The organism is Methanoculleus sp. MH98A (assembly GCF_000691865.1).
In the GTDB taxonomy this organism is placed as follows: domain Archaea; phylum Halobacteriota; class Methanomicrobia; order Methanomicrobiales; family Methanoculleaceae; genus Methanoculleus.
Genome location: NZ_JMIO01000048.1, coordinates 1 through 14,794, shown reverse-complemented (window position 1 = coordinate 14,794; position 14,794 = coordinate 1). Strand labels below are relative to the sequence as shown.

At 64.2% G+C, this 14,794-nt stretch carries 16 protein-coding genes and 2 pseudogenes; 1 reads left to right on the top strand and 17 read right to left on the bottom strand.

From position 1 onward, the window contains the following. Positions 1-248: 248 nt before the first annotated feature. Complete coding sequence (locus EI28_RS07640) at positions 249-455, top strand: histone family protein (protein WP_011843678.1); 207 nt, start codon at positions 249-251, stop codon at positions 453-455. Between the two features lie 412 nt (positions 456-867). On the opposite strand, the gene hisB is transcribed toward EI28_RS07640, so the two are convergent. The 17 genes and pseudogenes from hisB to EI28_RS07555 all read right to left on the bottom strand — a co-directional run bounded on the left by hisB (position 868) and on the right by EI28_RS07555 (position 14,520). Further along, positions 868-1,449, bottom strand: a complete 582-nt coding sequence (hisB, locus tag EI28_RS07635) for an imidazoleglycerol-phosphate dehydratase HisB (RefSeq protein WP_048114016.1) — start codon at positions 1,447-1,449, stop codon at positions 868-870. After that, a complete protein-coding gene (gene hisA / locus EI28_RS07630; protein WP_048114012.1) occupies positions 1,436-2,155 on the bottom strand; it encodes a 1-(5-phosphoribosyl)-5-[(5-phosphoribosylamino)methylideneamino]imidazole-4-carboxamide isomerase in 720 nt (239 codons plus the stop codon). The genes hisB and hisA overlap by 14 nt, the downstream gene beginning before the upstream one ends. Before the next feature lie 4 nt (positions 2,156-2,159). After that, positions 2,160-3,062: an ATP phosphoribosyltransferase gene (gene hisG / locus EI28_RS07625; protein WP_048114010.1), complete on the bottom strand. Its 903-nt coding sequence runs from the start codon at positions 3,060-3,062 to the stop codon at positions 2,160-2,162. Between the two features lie 31 nt (positions 3,063-3,093). Beyond that, positions 3,094-4,296 carry a methionine adenosyltransferase gene (locus tag EI28_RS07620; RefSeq protein WP_048114008.1) on the bottom strand — a complete coding sequence of 401 codons (1,203 nt, stop codon included), beginning with the start codon at positions 4,294-4,296 and terminating at the stop codon, positions 3,094-3,096. Between the two features lie 60 nt (positions 4,297-4,356). Beyond that, complete coding sequence (locus EI28_RS07615) at positions 4,357-5,169, bottom strand: diadenylate cyclase (protein ID WP_048114006.1); 813 nt, start codon at positions 5,167-5,169, stop codon at positions 4,357-4,359. Beyond that, a complete protein-coding gene (gene sucD, locus EI28_RS07610; protein WP_048114004.1) occupies positions 5,166-6,032 on the bottom strand; it encodes a succinate--CoA ligase subunit alpha in 867 nt (288 codons plus the stop codon). Before sucD ends, EI28_RS07615 begins: the two co-directional genes overlap by 4 nt. Then, positions 6,029-7,113, bottom strand: a pseudogene (locus tag EI28_RS07605) (succinate--CoA ligase subunit beta). The gene sucD and the pseudogene EI28_RS07605 overlap by 4 nt, the downstream one beginning before the upstream one ends. Positions 7,114-7,117: 4 nt before the next feature. Next, positions 7,118-7,648 (bottom strand): 2-oxoacid:ferredoxin oxidoreductase subunit gamma, encoded by a 531-nt coding sequence (locus EI28_RS07600; RefSeq protein ID WP_048114002.1) that lies wholly within the window; start codon positions 7,646-7,648, stop codon positions 7,118-7,120. Beyond that, positions 7,645-8,433: a thiamine pyrophosphate-dependent enzyme gene (locus EI28_RS07595; RefSeq protein ID WP_048114000.1), complete on the bottom strand. Its 789-nt coding sequence runs from the start codon at positions 8,431-8,433 to the stop codon at positions 7,645-7,647. The genes EI28_RS07600 and EI28_RS07595 overlap by 4 nt, the downstream gene beginning before the upstream one ends. After that, a pseudogene (locus EI28_RS07590) lies at positions 8,430-9,510 on the bottom strand (2-oxoacid:acceptor oxidoreductase subunit alpha). Before EI28_RS07590 ends, EI28_RS07595 begins: the two are co-directional and overlap by 4 nt. Positions 9,511-9,524: 14 nt before the next feature. Further along, positions 9,525-9,797 carry a ferredoxin family protein gene (locus EI28_RS07585; protein ID WP_011843689.1) on the bottom strand — a complete coding sequence of 91 codons (273 nt, stop codon included), beginning with the start codon at positions 9,795-9,797 and terminating at the stop codon, positions 9,525-9,527. Beyond that, entirely contained in the window at positions 9,794-10,351 is a 558-nt protein-coding gene (locus EI28_RS07580) for a FumA C-terminus/TtdB family hydratase beta subunit (protein WP_048114014.1), read from the bottom strand. The genes EI28_RS07585 and EI28_RS07580 overlap by 4 nt, the downstream gene beginning before the upstream one ends. Beyond that, positions 10,348-11,187, bottom strand: coding sequence for a fumarate hydratase (locus EI28_RS07575; RefSeq protein WP_048113998.1), 840 nt, complete (start codon positions 11,185-11,187; stop codon positions 10,348-10,350). Before EI28_RS07575 ends, EI28_RS07580 begins: the two co-directional genes overlap by 4 nt. 102 nt (positions 11,188-11,289) lie before the next feature. Next, positions 11,290-11,802: a 50S ribosomal protein L16 gene (locus tag EI28_RS07570; RefSeq protein WP_048113996.1), complete on the bottom strand. Its 513-nt coding sequence runs from the start codon at positions 11,800-11,802 to the stop codon at positions 11,290-11,292. 61 nt (positions 11,803-11,863) lie between these two features. Then, positions 11,864-12,625, bottom strand: a complete 762-nt coding sequence (locus EI28_RS07565; protein WP_048113994.1) for an ABC transporter ATP-binding protein — start codon at positions 12,623-12,625, stop codon at positions 11,864-11,866. A gap of 1 nt (position 12,626) precedes the next feature. After that, complete coding sequence (locus tag EI28_RS07560) at positions 12,627-13,403, bottom strand: ABC transporter permease (protein ID WP_048113992.1); 777 nt, start codon at positions 13,401-13,403, stop codon at positions 12,627-12,629. Between the two features lie 130 nt (positions 13,404-13,533). After that, positions 13,534-14,520, bottom strand: coding sequence for an ABC transporter substrate-binding protein (locus EI28_RS07555; RefSeq protein WP_048113990.1), 987 nt, complete (start codon positions 14,518-14,520; stop codon positions 13,534-13,536). Positions 14,521-14,794: the final 274 nt, after the last annotated feature.

The window sequence follows — 14,794 nt, the reverse complement described above, 5'->3', positions numbered from 1 at the left end:
CTGCAGATTATACCAATGCAGTAATGCTTGCGAAATCTCTGGTGCAATTTAAAAGTCCGAGATTTTCCCCCTGATTCCGAATTGGGGGCCATAATTTGATTTTTTCAATCGGCACCGTTCCCTGCCGGTTATCGAGGTGCCCTGTCCAGACATACCCTCAATGGTAAAGAGAAACGCAAATTTCCGAGATTATCCCGAAACGTTTAAATATTAACTAATACACCTCTTTTTAGAGGTGGAATGAGATTATGGCAGATCTACCTATTGCTGCGGTTGTACGTATCGCAAAGAAGAATGGTGCTGAGAGAGTCGGCAGCGACGCCGCTGCCGCACTGGTTACCAAGGCTGAGGCGTACATCGCCGAGCTGACCAAGGAAGCCAACAGGCTTGCCCAGCACGCGGGACGCAAGACGATCAAGGCGGAAGACGTCGACCTCGCGGTTAAATCCGCGTAAATCGACCTCTCTTTCCTTCTCTTTACCGGGGTCCGTTTGGGCCCCATTTCAAATCTCTCCCAGACCCGGACGTTCTTTGTGGTTCCTGTCGTCGACGGTATCGTAGCCCTCGCTCCGGGGTTCGTGTCCGGCGGGTGAGTGCCGCGTGCGGCGACTGCCGGGATACCGTGAAGCGCGAGCGGAAGCGAACGTGAGCGTCGCCTGCCCGGCCTGCAGGTGGGTATCCGGGCAGGTGATGGGTGTCAGACGCTTCTATCTTCGATTTCAGCCCGGTTATGCGTCGGTAAGGTGGAATCGGGCATCCGTCGCAGAACGCAGGTCTTAGGAGCCGATACGTCGTTGTTGGGGTGAGGCTTCTCCCGGAGAAACCGGACGGGACCCCGGTCAAAAAAAAGTTATCCTGCTCCCGGGCTCACAGCGAGCCTTTGGTGCTCGGCACGTCGCCTATCGCAGGATCGATTGCCACGGCGGCACGGAGCGCCCGGGCGAACGCCTTGAACGCCGCTTCGCAGATGTGGTGGTCGTTCCTGCCCGAGACCGTGATGTGGGCGGTGATCCCGGCATGGCTGCAGAGGCTGTAGAAGAAGTGCTCGATGAGATCGCCGGGGATGCCCCCCGGGCCCACCGGCGAGAAGCCGCCCTCGAAGACGAGGTAGCCCCTGCCGCCCAGATCGAGCGCCACCCGGGCGAGCGCCTCGTCCATGGGGACGGCGGCGTCGGCGAACCGGGTGATCCCTCTCCCGTCGCCGACCGACTCGGCAAGAGCCGTCCCGAGGACGATTCCGATATCCTCGATGGTGTGGTGGGCGTCCACGGCAAGATCGCCGGTCGCGCGGACGGTAAGATCGATCCGCCCGTGCCGGGCAAACGACGCGAGCATGTGGTCGAAGAACGGTACCCCGGTCTCGATGGTTCCGGTCCCGGTTCCGTCGAGGTCGAGGGAGAGCCTGATATCGGTCTCCCGTGTCGTGCGGTGGATCTCACTCATTCGCATGCGCAGCCTCCATGGCCTCCGGGAGCCGCACTTTCCCGGCGTAGAGGGCGGACCCGAGGACCGCCCCTGCCGCTCCGGCTTTCCGGAGCGCCGCGACGTCCCCGGGACTCGATATCCCGCCCGAGACGACGACCGGAACCTTCACTCTCGAGAGGAGTTCCGTCACGGGTTCGATGGCGATCCCCTGCTGGAGCCCCTCCACGTCCACGTTCGTGTAGAGGAGCGATCCCGCGCCGAGGCTCTCGAATCGCTCCGCCCAGGAGAGGTAACTGCCCGCCGGGCGCTCCCAGCCCTCGATCATCACCTCGCCGGCCCGGGCGTCGATGCCCGCCATCACCCGCTCGCCGCCGAACTCTTCGGCAAGCGTTCGGATCATCTCCGGCTCCCGGACGGCCTGGGTCGAGACGATCACCCGGTCGACGCCGGCGTCGAGCCACCCCGCGGCATCCTTCGCGCTCCTGATACCGCCGCCGAGTTCGACGAACGTCTCCGTCTCGCGGGTGAAGGCCCGGATCAGGTCGGCGTTTTTGCGCGCGCGGCCGAACGCTCCGTCCAGGTTGACGACGTGGAGGCCGTCCGCTCCCTCATCAAGCCACCGGTGCGCCCAGGCGGCCGGGTCGCCGTAGACCGTCGCCGCCTCCGGCCGCCCCTGCACGAGCTGCACGCATCGCCCGTCCAGGATATCAACTGCAGGATAGATCTCCATGCTCTCAGCGTATGATCCGTTCGATGGGCATGACTAATATGTCTTTTGCGCCGGCCCGTTTTAACTGGTTGATTAACTGATAGACCCGCTCTTCTTTCACGACGGCGTGAACGGCGACCAGGTTCTCGTCGGAAGCCACGTCCATCACCGTCGGGCCGGAGAGGCCGGGCAGCACCTCTCTCACGTCCGCAAGAGCGCTTTTGTGGACGTTCATCATCAGGTAGCACTGTCCCTTCGCCCGGATGACGCTCTCGAGGGCGAGGACAAGCTCGTCGATCTTCTCACGCTTGGCCGTAAGCGAGGCGGGGTTCGCCACCAGGATAGTCGTGGAAGCAAGCACCTCGTCGACGACGCGGAGGTGGTTCGTTCGGATGGTCGTCCCCGAGGAGGAGAGGTCGACGATGGCGTCGGCGATCCCGAGGTGCGGCGTCGCCTCGCATGCCCCGCCGACGGTCACCACCGTCACGGCAACCCCGTGCCCGGCGAAGAACGCGCGGGTGATCGCCGGGAACTCGGTCGCCACCTTTGCGCCTGCAAGGTCGGCGACGGTCTCGACGTCCGACTCCTCCGGCACGGCGACGACGAGCGTGGCCTTCCCCGTCTGCAGGTCGAGAACCTGTTCGACCGCGGAACCCCGCTCCATGACCATATCCTTCCCGGTAATCCCGAGATCGGCGACGCCGCTCGCCACGTACTCCGGTATGTCGATCGGGCGGGCGAAGAGGATCTCCACGTTCGGATCGCGGGTCCGGGTGATGAGTCTGCGCTCGCTGCCGCCTTCGGCCAGGTGGAGGCCGCTTTTCTCGATCAGTTCGTTGATGGGCCCGGAGATTCTCCCTTTGTTCGGGATGGCGAGACGGACGAGCCCGGGTCCGGGCACTGGGTGCCGGGGTGACGGTTTACTCATGGGTTAGAACAACTCCGAAAAGTCGGGAAGGTTAGAAGGTAGAGAGTTCTCCCCTGATAACCTTCTCGGTGATGGTGGGGGTCTTCTCCAGCCACTCGTCGATGATGCCCTCGACGTCGGGCTTGACGGAGTTGATGTCGACACCCGGTTTCGTGAGGATCTGGGCGCTTGCGACGTGCGGCTGGTCGATCGGGTAGCCGATCTGGGAGAGCATACGGATGTACATCTCCTCGATGCCGTCGACCTTCGCGACGCAGTCCTGCGCGACCTGGGTCGCGAGGAGGTTGTAGATCTTGCCGATGTGGTTGATCGGGTTCTTGCCGCTCGTCGCCTCCATGCTCATCGGGCGGTTTGGGGTGATCAGCCCGTTCGCGCGGTTGCCGCGGCCAACCGAGCCGTCGTCGCCCATCTCGGCGGAGGTGCCCGAGACCGTCAGGAAGACGCTGCCGCCCTCGAGGTCGTCGGCGGTGTTGATGGCGACGTTGACCGATCTTGTGGTGAACTGTTTTGCGACCGCCGCAATCTGCTCGGTCAGGAAGTTCTTCTGCTCGATGTATTCGGCGATGCTCGAGCAGTAGCAGTCCACGAACGCCATCGCGATGGTCAGGGTGATGGCGTCGCCGTCACGCAGGCACATGATCTTGCAGTCCTGGCCGATGATGGGATACTTCGGGCGGAGCGTACCGTCGATGAACGCGGAAACGCCCCGCACAATGCTCTCCGCCTCGCTGAACGGCGCGTGTCCGACGCCGAACGAGGTGTCGTTCGCCCGCGGGACCATTCCTTTGCAGGACCGGAAGACGTCCTGCAGGTCGGTTGACCCCTTCCCCATCCGGCAGTCGACGATGATGTCGCGGTCCATGTTGATGGCGGGGAGGATCTCCTTGATGTAGTCCCGTGCGGCCTCGACGGCGATCGCGTCCGCAGGGATGTTTATGCCGTTGAATGTCTTCGTGGCCCGTCCCGATATGAGGAAGTAGATCGGCCTCGTGATCGTGCCGCCGCCGAATTTCGGGATCGACTCTCCCGCAACGACCTCGCCCTGGTCGGTGTTGTGGTGCAGGACGCTGCCGCACTCTTCCAGGTACGACCTGCTGAGCGCCCTGCTGATCGACTCCGCGATGCCGTCCGCGAGACTGTCCGGGTGCCCGAGGCACTTGCGCTCCACCAGTTCTATCCGTTGCTTCTCGATCGGGATCTGGTCAAGCCCTTCTACGCTGATATTCCTGCTCATCAAATCCACCGTAGTTCTAAAGTGTGATAAGAGAAATGATTGCAACTCATATAACCATTTCTAACCGTCATTACGGAGGCGGATGTCGGAACGGATGCTGATCTTGCAGTTTCCATCCCTGAAGATGCGCACCATCCCCCCGCTCTCGGAGACCGTGATGCCGATGACCGGGATCTCGTGCGTGATGGACGCGGTCGCGCGGTGCCTCCCGCCGAGGCCTCCGGGAAGAGAGATGCCCCGCCCGGTGACGTCCAGGTATCGGCCCGCCGCCCGCACCTCGCCGGTTTTATCAATGACGAAGACGCCGTCGAGCTGGGCGAACTCTTTGATGCTCTCCCAGTTGTCCCGGTTCTTGATGTCCCGGAGTGTTCCGGGCTGCCCCTGGTAGGGGTTGAGGATCGCCTGGTGGGAGTGCCGGAAGATCTCCTCCGGGTCGCCGATGATGAACGCGGTGCCGATGGCTCTCCCTTCCCTCCCCTCGACCGCGATCTCGAGGGCCAGCGTGAGGGCCGAATGAAGCACCTCGCGGGGGACGATGTCGGAGAAGTCTTTGAGGTTGATGAAGTTCTTCCCCTCCTCGATGTCGTAGAGGATGACGGCATAAGGGAAGACGCCGACGACGAGCCCGGTCTCCAGGTTGCGCCGGAGGTAGAGGTGGACTGCGGCGTCGAGCATATGCCGCTCGCTCACCTCCAGGATATCGTGCATGGTGAGGTCTTTCAAGACGTCGAGCTGGAGTTCCTGCACCCGGATGATCGGGATATCAGGCACTTTTGCGAGAATCGGGGCCGGTTCGACGAAGGAAACGACCGCCCGCGCCCCGATCTTCTCCGCCACTTCGCAGGCGGTTGCAAGCATCAGGTCGCCGTTCATAACACCTCGCGGATCAGTTTCGGTATCTCCGAAGGACGGGACGCGACGGGGATCTCGAGGGCGCGGAGCCGACTGACCTTGGACCGGGCGTCGCCCTCGCCGCCCTCGATGATCGCGCCCGCGTGGCCCATCCTCTTCTCGGGCGGGGCGCTCACGCCGGCGATGTAGGTGACGACCGGAAGATCGGTCGACCGGACGCCCTCCTCCTCCAGGTTGCCGCCCACCTCGCCGATGACGACGACCGCCTTCGTGTGGGGATCCTCGTCGAACCGGGCGAGGACGTCGACGAACGTCTGGCCGATCACCGGGTCACCGCCGATCCCGACCACCGTGCTCTGGCCGATGCCGGCGCGGGTGAGCTCGTCGACCACCTCGTAGGTGAGGGTGCCGCTCCGGGAGACGACGCCGACGTTGCCGCGGCGGGCGAGGTGGGCCGGCATGATCCCGAGTTTGCACTCGCCGGGCGAGAGGAGCCCCGGGCAGTTCGGGCCGATGACCGTGCAGTCGTGGAGTTTCGCGTAGGCGATGGCCGACATAGCGTCGTGAACCGGGATGTGCTCGGTGATGACGACCGCAAGCTCGATCCCCGCGTGCGCCGCTTCCATGACCGCGTCGCCAGCGGCGCCTGCCGGGACGAAGACGACGCTTGCGGTCGCGTCGTGCTCGGCGAGCGCTTCCCTGACGGTGTTGTAGACGGGTACACCGTGAACCTCCCGGCCGGCCTTCCCTGGCGCGACCCCGGCGACGACGCCCCGTCCCCCGACCTCGCGGGCGTAGGCGTTCATCAGTTCCGTGTGGAACGTGCCCTGCCTGCCGGTGATGTTCTGGACGATCACGCCGAGATTCTTATCGCCGTAGATCATGGTGAGACCTCCATCGCCGCTTTCACGGCGGCATCCATGCTCTCGAGCATCCGGTAGCCGCATTCGGCGAGCAGACGCCGGCCTTCCTCCTCGTTCGTCCCGGCCATCCGGACGATGACCGTCGGCGCGACGCCGGCGGCGATGATCCCCTTCGCCACCTCGTCGCACCGGGTGATGCCCCCGAGGAGGTTGACGACGATTACGTTCACCCCGGGCATGCTCGCGACGAGCCTGACGGCGTGCATCACGCGCTCCTGGTCGGCGCCGCCCCCGACGTCGAGGAAGTTCGCCGCCCGCCCGTTGTAAAACTCGATGAGATCGAGCGTCGACATCGTGAGCCCGGCGCCGTTGCCGATGACCCCGATGCTCCCGTCCAGCTCCACGTAGGAGAAGCCGTGCTTCTCGGCCTCGCGCTCGCGTTCCGAGAGGTCGCGGTTGACGGTTATCCCCTGGCGGGCGAGGGCGTTGTCGTCGACGATCAGTTTCGCGTCCGCCGCGTAGACCCCCCGCGCCGTCGTCACCAGGGGATTGATCTCCGCGAGCATGGCATCCTTGCCCTGGAATACGTGGTAGAGGCTGTTTATGACCGGCGCGAGTTCCTTCGGCGCGCCGCCGAGGAGTTCCCGCATCAAAAACGGCGGGATGTCCCGGAGGAGAGGGGATACGATGACTCTCCGTACGGCGGACTCGTCCTCTTCTGCCATCTTCTCGATCTCCACCCCGCCGGCGTCGGCGAAGAGCACCACCGGCTGCCTGCTCGACCGGTCGACGGTGATGCTGACGTAGTACTCGTGCTCGATGGGGAGCCGCTCCTCTGCGAGGATCTCCTTGACCGGGACGCCCTTGATCTCCCGGGAGAAGAGCTCCCGGGCGGTCTCGGCCGCCGTCTTTGCGTCAGCAAAAAGGACGCCGCCGGCCTTCCCGCGCCCGCCGACGTCCACCTGCGCCTTCAGCACCACGCCGTCGCCGAGGTCCGGCAGGTGTGGTGTGACCTCCTCCGGTGCCCGTATCACGACCCTTTCGGGACCGGTATCCCGTACTCTGCAAAGACCCGTTTTGCCTCGTATTCCAGTAGTTTCATAGGTTCACGCTCGTTCTCCGAGTTCGAATCCCCTCTTTAACGCTTTCAAATTCAGTTCCTCGGTGCCTTTCGGGACGCTGTCGAGCACCGCACGCTCGATCGCCTCCCTGCTCACGACCCCGGTTGCGGTCACGAGGGCGCCGATCATCACGATGTTTGCAACAATCTCCCGTCCGAGAGTGCCTTTCGCCTCCGATGTCGCCGGGATCTCGTAGTAGCGGCAGTCCGGGCGCGACCGGACCAGGTCGGAGTCGACGAGCATGACCGCGTCTTCCCGCGCTGAAATCCCGTACTTCTCGAACCCCTGCTGGGACATGATGACATAGATGTCCGGTTCGGTCACCTCGGGGTAGAGGATCGGCTCATCGTCGATCACCACCTGCCCCATCGAGGCGCCGCCCCGCGCCTCCGGGCCGTAGACCTGGGTCTGGACGGCGTATTTGTCGTCGTAGAGCGCCGCCGCCCGCCCGAGGATGACCGCGGAGAGGAGGACCCCCTGTCCGCCGTATCCCGAGAACCTGATCTCGTGTCTCATGGGCGCACCCCCATCGCCGGCCGGTTCCGCCGGACCAGTTCCCCGACGGTGAAGGCCCCTTCGGGGATTGGTTTTCCTTCCGCGACCAGCCGGTTGTGCTTCTGAACAAGCATCGCGTGGCTCCGGAGGTGTTCGATCATGTCCGAAACCCGCCGGAGCTTGTTGTGGCGGCCGTAGTTGGTCGGGCACTGGGTCCGTACCTCGATGAACGCGAGCCCCGGCGTCTGCAGCCCGGCGGCGACGGCCTTCGTGAGTTCCTTGACGTGGTAGGACGTCCAGCGCGCGACGTAGTTCGCGCCTGCGGCGACGGCGAGTTCCGCGAGGTCGAAGGCCGGTTCGCTCATCCCGTAGGGCGTCGTCGTCGAGATCGCCCCGAGCGGCGTCGTCGGGCTCCCCTGCCCGCCGGTCATGCCGTAGATGTGGTTGTTCATGCAGACCACGGTCATGTCCACGTTCCGGCGGCAGGCGTGGATGAAGTGGTTCCCGCCGATGGCGGCGAGATCGCCGTCTCCTGTGAAGACGACGACGTGCAGGTCCGGCCGCGCCATCTTCACGCCGGTGGCGAACGCGAGCGCCCGCCCGTGGGTGGTGTGGAGCGAGTCGGTGAGGATGTAGCCGGGAGCCCGGGAGGAGCACCCGATCCCGGAGATGAAGACCGTCTCGTTGCGTTTCCAGCCCATCTCCTCGACCGCCGCGAGGGTGCAGTTGATGACCGTCCCGTTCCCGCACCCCGTGCAGTAGATGTGCGGCAGGCGGTCGTCCCGGAACCAGTCGGGCGCGATCATCGGTACGCCTCCAGCGCCTGCACGAGTTCGGTGGGGGTATGCAGTTCGCCGCCGATCTTTGGGATGGAGATGACCGGCTGGTCGACGTGGCGCTGCACCTCCCGCACCATCTGGCCCATGTTCAGTTCCGGCATCAGGAAGACCTTCGCGTTCGGGAAGACCTTGAGGGCGAACTCCGGGAACGGCCAGACGACCCGGAGGCGCAGATGCCCGATCGAGTCGTCGGGACGGTCGCGCATCACCTGCTCCACCGTCCGCGACGGTGGGCCGTAGGTGACGAAGACCGTCTCGGCGTCGGGGTTTACGACCTCGTAGTCGGCGATATCGCGGCGTGCCGACTCGACCTTGGCGACCAGACGCCGCACGAGCCGGTCATGCGCTTCGGGGTCGGTCGTGTCCGGGTAGCCCCGCTCGTCGTGGGTGAGGCCGGTCACGTGGACGGCCCTCCCCGACCCGAAGGGCGCGAACCCGGGAACGCCGTCGTCCCCTCCTCAAACGGGAGAGCGCCCTCCGCAAGCGGGCGGGGGCGTCCGGCCTCGACCGCGTCGGGGATGGTCACCCGCTCGCGCATGTGGCCGACGATCTCGTCGGACATCACGAATGCGGGGACCCGGTACCGGTCGGCGAGATCGAACGCTTTTGCGGTCAGGTCGAACATCTCCTGGACGGAGTTCGGGGTGAGCGCAATGGTGCTGTAGTCGCCGTGCGACCCGAACCGGCACTGGAGCATGTCCCCCTGCGCCGCCCGCGTCGCTGCCCGGTGCTCGGGCCGCCGCGCTGGATGTTGACGACGACGCACGGCGTCTCGGTCATGACCGCGTAGCCGATGTTCTCCATCATCAGCGAGAACCCGGGCCCGCTCGTCGCGGTCATGGCTCTCGCCCCCGTCCAGGCGGCGCCGATGACCGCGGCGATGCTCGCGAGTTCGTCCTCCATGGAGATGAAGACCCCGCCGGCCTTCGGGAGTTTCCTGGCCATGGCCTCGGCTATCTCGGTCGACGGCGTGATGGGGTAGCCGCCGAAGAACCGGCAGCCGGCGGCGAGCGCGCCTTCGGCACAGGCGGCGTTCCCCTGCATGAACTCGGTTCGGCTCAAAACTCCACCTCCACCCGGTGAGGCTCGAACGGCTTCTCCTCGACCCAGGAGATGGCCTGGTCAGGGCAGATCATGTGGCAGACCCCGCAGAGCATCCTGCCGTAGAGGGCCTGCAGCCTGCAGTTCGTACACCGTTCGGGGCGGTCGAGGATGGGGGTGACGATCCCCCGGCTGTTGAGCTCCGTTCCCTCCCGAAATATACCGTAGGGGCAGACCAGCACGCAGAGGTTGCATCCTTTGCAGCGGCTTTCATCGATGACGAGTTTCATGAGACGGTATCCTGCTTAGTATTGAATCGCTGGTGAAATTGTGTTTTCGCTTTCTCGCGTACGGCGCGGAAGAGATCGCCGCCGTGGGCGTCGATCCCGACCGTCAGCGGCAGGTGATCGACCTCGATAACCCAGACCGCCTCGGCCATGCCGAGGTCTTCGAAATAAACGCCTTTGAGGGTCATGCGGGCGGCGGCGAGCGCGGCGCACCCTCCGGTGAGCGCGAGGTAGACTCCGCGACCCCGGAGGTGCTCGACCACTTCCTGTCCCATGCCGCCTTTGCCGACGAGGGCACGGACGCCCGCGTCGATGAGAAATCCCGTGAGCCTGGTCATCCGGGCGGACGTCGTGGGGCCGGCGACGACGAGCCGGCCGTCCTGCACCACCGGACCGCAGTGGTAGACCGCGGCGCCCGCGGGATCGAAGGGGATACCCGCCTCCATCATCCGCAGGTGTGCCTCGTCCCGGGCGGTATAGATCGTCCCCGAGAGCGTGACCGTATCGCCCGCCCGGAGGTCGAGCACCTCGTCGCCGAGCGGTGTCGTGAGGTTCACCGCTTCACCTCCACGGTCGCCCGGCGGCAGGCCCAGCACTGGACGTTCACCGCCACCGGGAGGGACGCGGTGTGGCAGCCGGCGCGCTTCACCTTCACGCTGAGCGCCGTCGTGTCGCCCCCAAGCCCCATCGGCCCGATCCCGAGAGCGTTGACCGCGTCGCAGAGTTCCGCTTCAAAGTCGTCCATGGTATCCACCGGGAGGAGGAGCGCTTCCTTTGCAAGCGCGGCCGCCATATCGAACGTTCCGCCGATCCCGACGCCGAGGATCACGGGCGGACAGGGCTTCCCTCCCGCAAGAAGCATCGTCTCGGCGACGAACCGGGGTATCTCCCCTGCCTGCGAGGGAAGGAGCATCCCTATCCTCGAGACGTTCTCCGAACCCGCGCCCTTCGGGAGAACCGTCACCTCGAATCGGTCACCGGGCGTCACGTGTACCGCAGGCATCCCCATACCGGTGTTGTCGTTGGTGTTCTCACGGGTAAGGGGGTCGACGACGTTCGGGCGGAGGGGGATCGCGGCGGTCGCTCTCTGCACCCCTTCCCGCACTCCTTCAAAGAGGGCGGGTGAAAACGGGACATCGGGCGGGAGGGTGAGGTAGACCACCGGCACGCCGGTATCCTGGCAGATCGGCACCTGCCGCTCTTCTGCGAGTGCGATATTCTCGAGGATATTGCCGAGTTCCCGGCGTGCGATCTCGTCCCTCTCGGCCGCCGCCGCTCTCCGGAGCGCCGCGAGCACATCGGGGGGCAGCCGGATCTCGGCCTCTCGAAGTGCTCTCTCTGTGGCGTCTGCCAGTGCGCTCGAAAGCGTCGGATCTGCCGGATTAACCATCATTTATACTGGTGGGAAGAGACTATAAATACCTATATTCCCCCTGCTAGCGGATACGCCGCCTGCGGGGAGTTCCCCGGAAAAAAGATGGGAAGTGGTGCGGGTTTATGCTGTCGGCGCCCGCTCTTCGATGATTCTTGCGGGAGACGGAAGTTTGTATGTGCCGCGCTTGAGCGAGGCCTTGGCCTTCTCGGCGTACTGCGGGTTCGTCCAGACGGAGAAGATCTTCTGGCCCTTCTCCACCCGCGCCGCGGTGCCGACGGCCTTCCCGAAGGCGAGACGCATGCCCTCCGAGACACGGTCCGCTCCTGCGCCGGTTGCCTGCTTGTTCTCACGGAGAACGTGGTGCGGGAACGGCCGGATCTTCAGGTGGTAGTTCCCTCTCCCGACCTCCTTCTGGAGCCGCCGATTGATGCCGCTACGGGCGGCCTCGAGAGCCGTGTGGCGTATCTGGCAGGCCTCGTCGACGACGATGGAGAGTTCGACCGGGTAATCCTCGGTGAGGTTGCCCATATCGAACAGCACGATCTTGCTGCCCGGCACGCCGCCCATGTATTCCCTGCGTGTATATGCTTTCTTTGCGAGATTCCTGTACATCTTCGCTGGTTTTCGTACCATCGTTTAAAACTCCTGCCGATCTTTGAGTGCTTTATAAAATGGAGATGTCTTCTAATAAACCTTACTGGGCGTTTTCGGTCTCGTCGATCATCCGGAGCACCCGTCGCCGGACTTCCGCGAACTCTGCACTGGTGCGGTCCCGCGGGTGCGGCCAGGGAATCTCGATGATCTCCTGGACGGATCCCGGCCGCGGTGAGAGGACGACGATCCTGTCGGCGAGATAGACCGCTTCGTCGACGCTGTGGGTGACGAAGACGATTGTCTTCTTCGTCTGCTCCCAGAGGGAGAGAAGTTCTTTCTGCATCCTGTTCCGGGTCTGGGCGTCCAGCGCCCCGAACGGTTCGTCCATGAGGAGAACATCGGGGTCGTTTGCGAGCGCTCTCGCAATCGCCACGCGCTGCCGCATCCCGCCGGAGAGTTCGTAGGGGTAGGCGTCCCGGAACTGGGAGAGGCCGACCATCTCGATGTAGCGATCCGCCGCCCGCCGCCGTTCCTCCTTTGCGGCGCCTTTCATCTCGAGGCCGAAGGCGACGTTGTCGATCACCCGCCGCCAGGGGAAGAGTGAGTACTCCTGAAAGACCATCCCCCGCTTGGGGTCCGGGCCGGTGACCGCGCGGCCGTCGACGGTCACGATCCCGGTGGTTGCGGTCTCGAGCCCGGCGATGATCCGGAGAAGCGTCGTCTTCCCGCATCCCGACGGCCCGACCAGGCAGATGAACTCCGTATCGCCGATCTCCAGGTTGACGCCCTCGAGTGCCTGCGTGAAGGTGCCGTCTTCTTTCGGGAAGGCCTTGCCGAGATCCCGTATCGTAACCCCGCTCATTCTAGGCCACCTCCCCGGCATGCCACCGCAGGAGCCGTCCATCGACGTAGTTTCGGAAGATGCGGTCGATGATGAGACCTGCAAATCCGAGGATCAGCATGTAGACGACGACGTTGGGCATCTGGTGGAGGTAGTAGTTATGCCAGAGCTGGTAGCCGAGTCCCGACCGGGAGACGCCGAACATCTCGGCGGCCACGAGACACATCCACCCGACGCCCATGGCGATCCTGATGCCGGATGCTATCGCCGGGACGGCGGCGGGAAGGGCGACGTAGCGGATCAGCTCAAGCGAGGTGTCGCACCCGAGCACCTTGCCCGCCTCGACAAAGACCTTCGGGACGGACCGGAACGCGGCGTAGGTCGCGGTCAGGATCGGGAAGAATGCCCCTACGAAGATGACGAAACCGGCCGCCTGGGTGGTGAGCCCGAACCAGATGATGGCGAACGGGATCCAGGCGAGCGGCGGTATGGGGCGGAGGATCTCGATGATCGGGTCGAGCAGGAAATCCGCCACCCGGAACCACCCCATCAGGATCCCTACGGGGACGCCGAGGAGGAGCGCTGCGAGGAGTCCTATTCCGAAATGCTGTAAACTTACTGCGATGTCGGCAACGAGGGTGCCGGACTCGAGGAGGGTTACGAATGCGCTGGCGACGTCGGTGACGCTCGGGAGGATGAAGGATCGCCCCACCACGTATTCGGCGACGATCTGCCAGATCGCAGCCGCGACGACGAGCGCTGCGATGCCGAGTAGTCGTTTCTGTGTCTGTCTGTTCATGTCTTTATTCCGTTGCCTGACTGTTGCCGAAACGGGATGAGAGCCGGTTCATCCCGGATGATTCTCCACTATTTCATCGGCACGCCCATAAAAGATACTTTTGGGGAGTGAAAATGGTGAAGTTCCCGGGTTATGCCCGGGCCCTGTCGTAGAACGAGAAGTCGAAGAGGTCGTCTTCCGTGAGGGGGTTGCTGATGTAGCCGAGTTCGTACTGGAGCTCCGTGTACTCGACGACCGACGTCGTGATGACGTGCGGGTCGGCGGTCCAGGTGCCGTCCCAGTCCCGGAAGGATGCCTTCACGGTCTCGACGTTCTGTCCGGTCTTGCTCGCATAGATGGCTGCGGCTTCGTCGGGGTGCTCGAGGTTGTACTCCGTCGCCCTGACGTGCGTCTTCACGATCTGGTCGACGATCCCGGGGTGATCGCGGATCAGGGAGCCGCTTGCAACGAGGACGCAGCATGCGTGGTCTTTCATCATCTCGCCCGATTTAACCACGGTTCTTCCCGTGCCCTCCGCCGCGATGATGGCCGGGGACGGGTGGGGCAGGAAGACGCCGTCGACCTGGCCCGCGGAGATGGCGGTGGTGGCGGCGCCGGGGTCCATGGCGACGATCTCGACGCTTGCGGGGTCGACGCCGTTCTCCTGCAGCCAGGACCGCAGGATGGTGTCCTGGATTGTTCCCGGCGGGAAGGTGGCGATCTTCTTGCCCGCGAGGTCGGCTGGGGTCGAGTAGGGGATCTCGGTCCTGAGCACCAGGTCGGAGCCCTGGGTCTGCACCGCGGCAACGATCTTGGCGTCAAGCCCGCTGCTCACGGCCGCGACAAACGGGGCGGCGCCGACGAAGGCGATGTCAAGGTCGCCGGCAAGCATCGCCTGCATCTCGGGCGCGCCGGTGCCGAACTCGTAGTCGGTCACCTGCGTGATGCCGAGCGGTTCGAGGTCTTCCTGCCACCATCCCTTCTCCATCGCGGTGGTGTGGGAAACCTGGTGCGTGCTCGGCTGGTAGCCTATCCGGAGATGCGTTACGTCGCCGGTTTCGGTGCCGGTGCACCCGCTTACAAACGTGAACGCCGCGACCAGGGCCACGGCCAGAAGAATTGCGGTTAGCGATCTCATTGGTCTCTCCATCCGTATGTGGATGTGTAGTCTTCATGGTATCAGTATATAGTATTGTCGAAAATAGGGGGGATTGTTATACTTTGGTGGTAAATTTTGCTTCTGTTTTTTCCTTATAGGGGTGATCGAGTGCGGGGTGGGGAGATGTGTGGGCACCACGGGCTGACTATCGGAGTCCACTGTGGCGCTCGTTCTGATTACAACTGCCAGAACATAGGAGTTGCCAACAATTCCGATGCACTGGATCGTGGGGGTATCACATTAGGGGGGGAGG

Excerpts from the sequence above, each read along its gene's own strand:
- EI28_RS07640 (WP_011843678.1), top strand. The coding sequence starts at position 249 with ATGGCAGATCTACCTATTGCTGCGGTTGTACGTATCGCAAAGAAGAAT.
- hisB (WP_048114016.1), bottom strand. The coding sequence starts at position 1,449 with ATGCGAATGAGTGAGATCCACCGCACGACACGGGAGACCGATATCAGG.
- hisA (WP_048114012.1), bottom strand. The coding sequence starts at position 2,155 with ATGGAGATCTATCCTGCAGTTGATATCCTGGACGGGCGATGCGTGCAG.
- hisG (WP_048114010.1), bottom strand. The coding sequence starts at position 3,062 with ATGAGTAAACCGTCACCCCGGCACCCAGTGCCCGGACCCGGGCTCGTC.
- EI28_RS07620 (WP_048114008.1), bottom strand. The coding sequence starts at position 4,296 with ATGAGCAGGAATATCAGCGTAGAAGGGCTTGACCAGATCCCGATCGAG.
- EI28_RS07615 (WP_048114006.1), bottom strand. The coding sequence starts at position 5,169 with ATGAACGGCGACCTGATGCTTGCAACCGCCTGCGAAGTGGCGGAGAAG.
- sucD (WP_048114004.1), bottom strand. The coding sequence starts at position 6,032 with ATGATCTACGGCGATAAGAATCTCGGCGTGATCGTCCAGAACATCACC.
- EI28_RS07600 (WP_048114002.1), bottom strand. The coding sequence starts at position 7,648 with ATGAGACACGAGATCAGGTTCTCGGGATACGGCGGACAGGGGGTCCTC.
- EI28_RS07595 (WP_048114000.1), bottom strand. The coding sequence starts at position 8,433 with ATGATCGCGCCCGACTGGTTCCGGGACGACCGCCTGCCGCACATCTAC.
- EI28_RS07585 (WP_011843689.1), bottom strand. The coding sequence starts at position 9,797 with ATGAAACTCGTCATCGATGAAAGCCGCTGCAAAGGATGCAACCTCTGC.
- EI28_RS07575 (WP_048113998.1), bottom strand. The coding sequence starts at position 11,187 with ATGATGGTTAATCCGGCAGATCCGACGCTTTCGAGCGCACTGGCAGAC.
- EI28_RS07570 (WP_048113996.1), bottom strand. The coding sequence starts at position 11,802 with ATGGTACGAAAACCAGCGAAGATGTACAGGAATCTCGCAAAGAAAGCA.
- EI28_RS07565 (WP_048113994.1), bottom strand. The coding sequence starts at position 12,625 with ATGAGCGGGGTTACGATACGGGATCTCGGCAAGGCCTTCCCGAAAGAA.
- EI28_RS07560 (WP_048113992.1), bottom strand. The coding sequence starts at position 13,403 with ATGAACAGACAGACACAGAAACGACTACTCGGCATCGCAGCGCTCGTC.
- EI28_RS07555 (WP_048113990.1), bottom strand. The coding sequence starts at position 14,520 with ATGAGATCGCTAACCGCAATTCTTCTGGCCGTGGCCCTGGTCGCGGCG.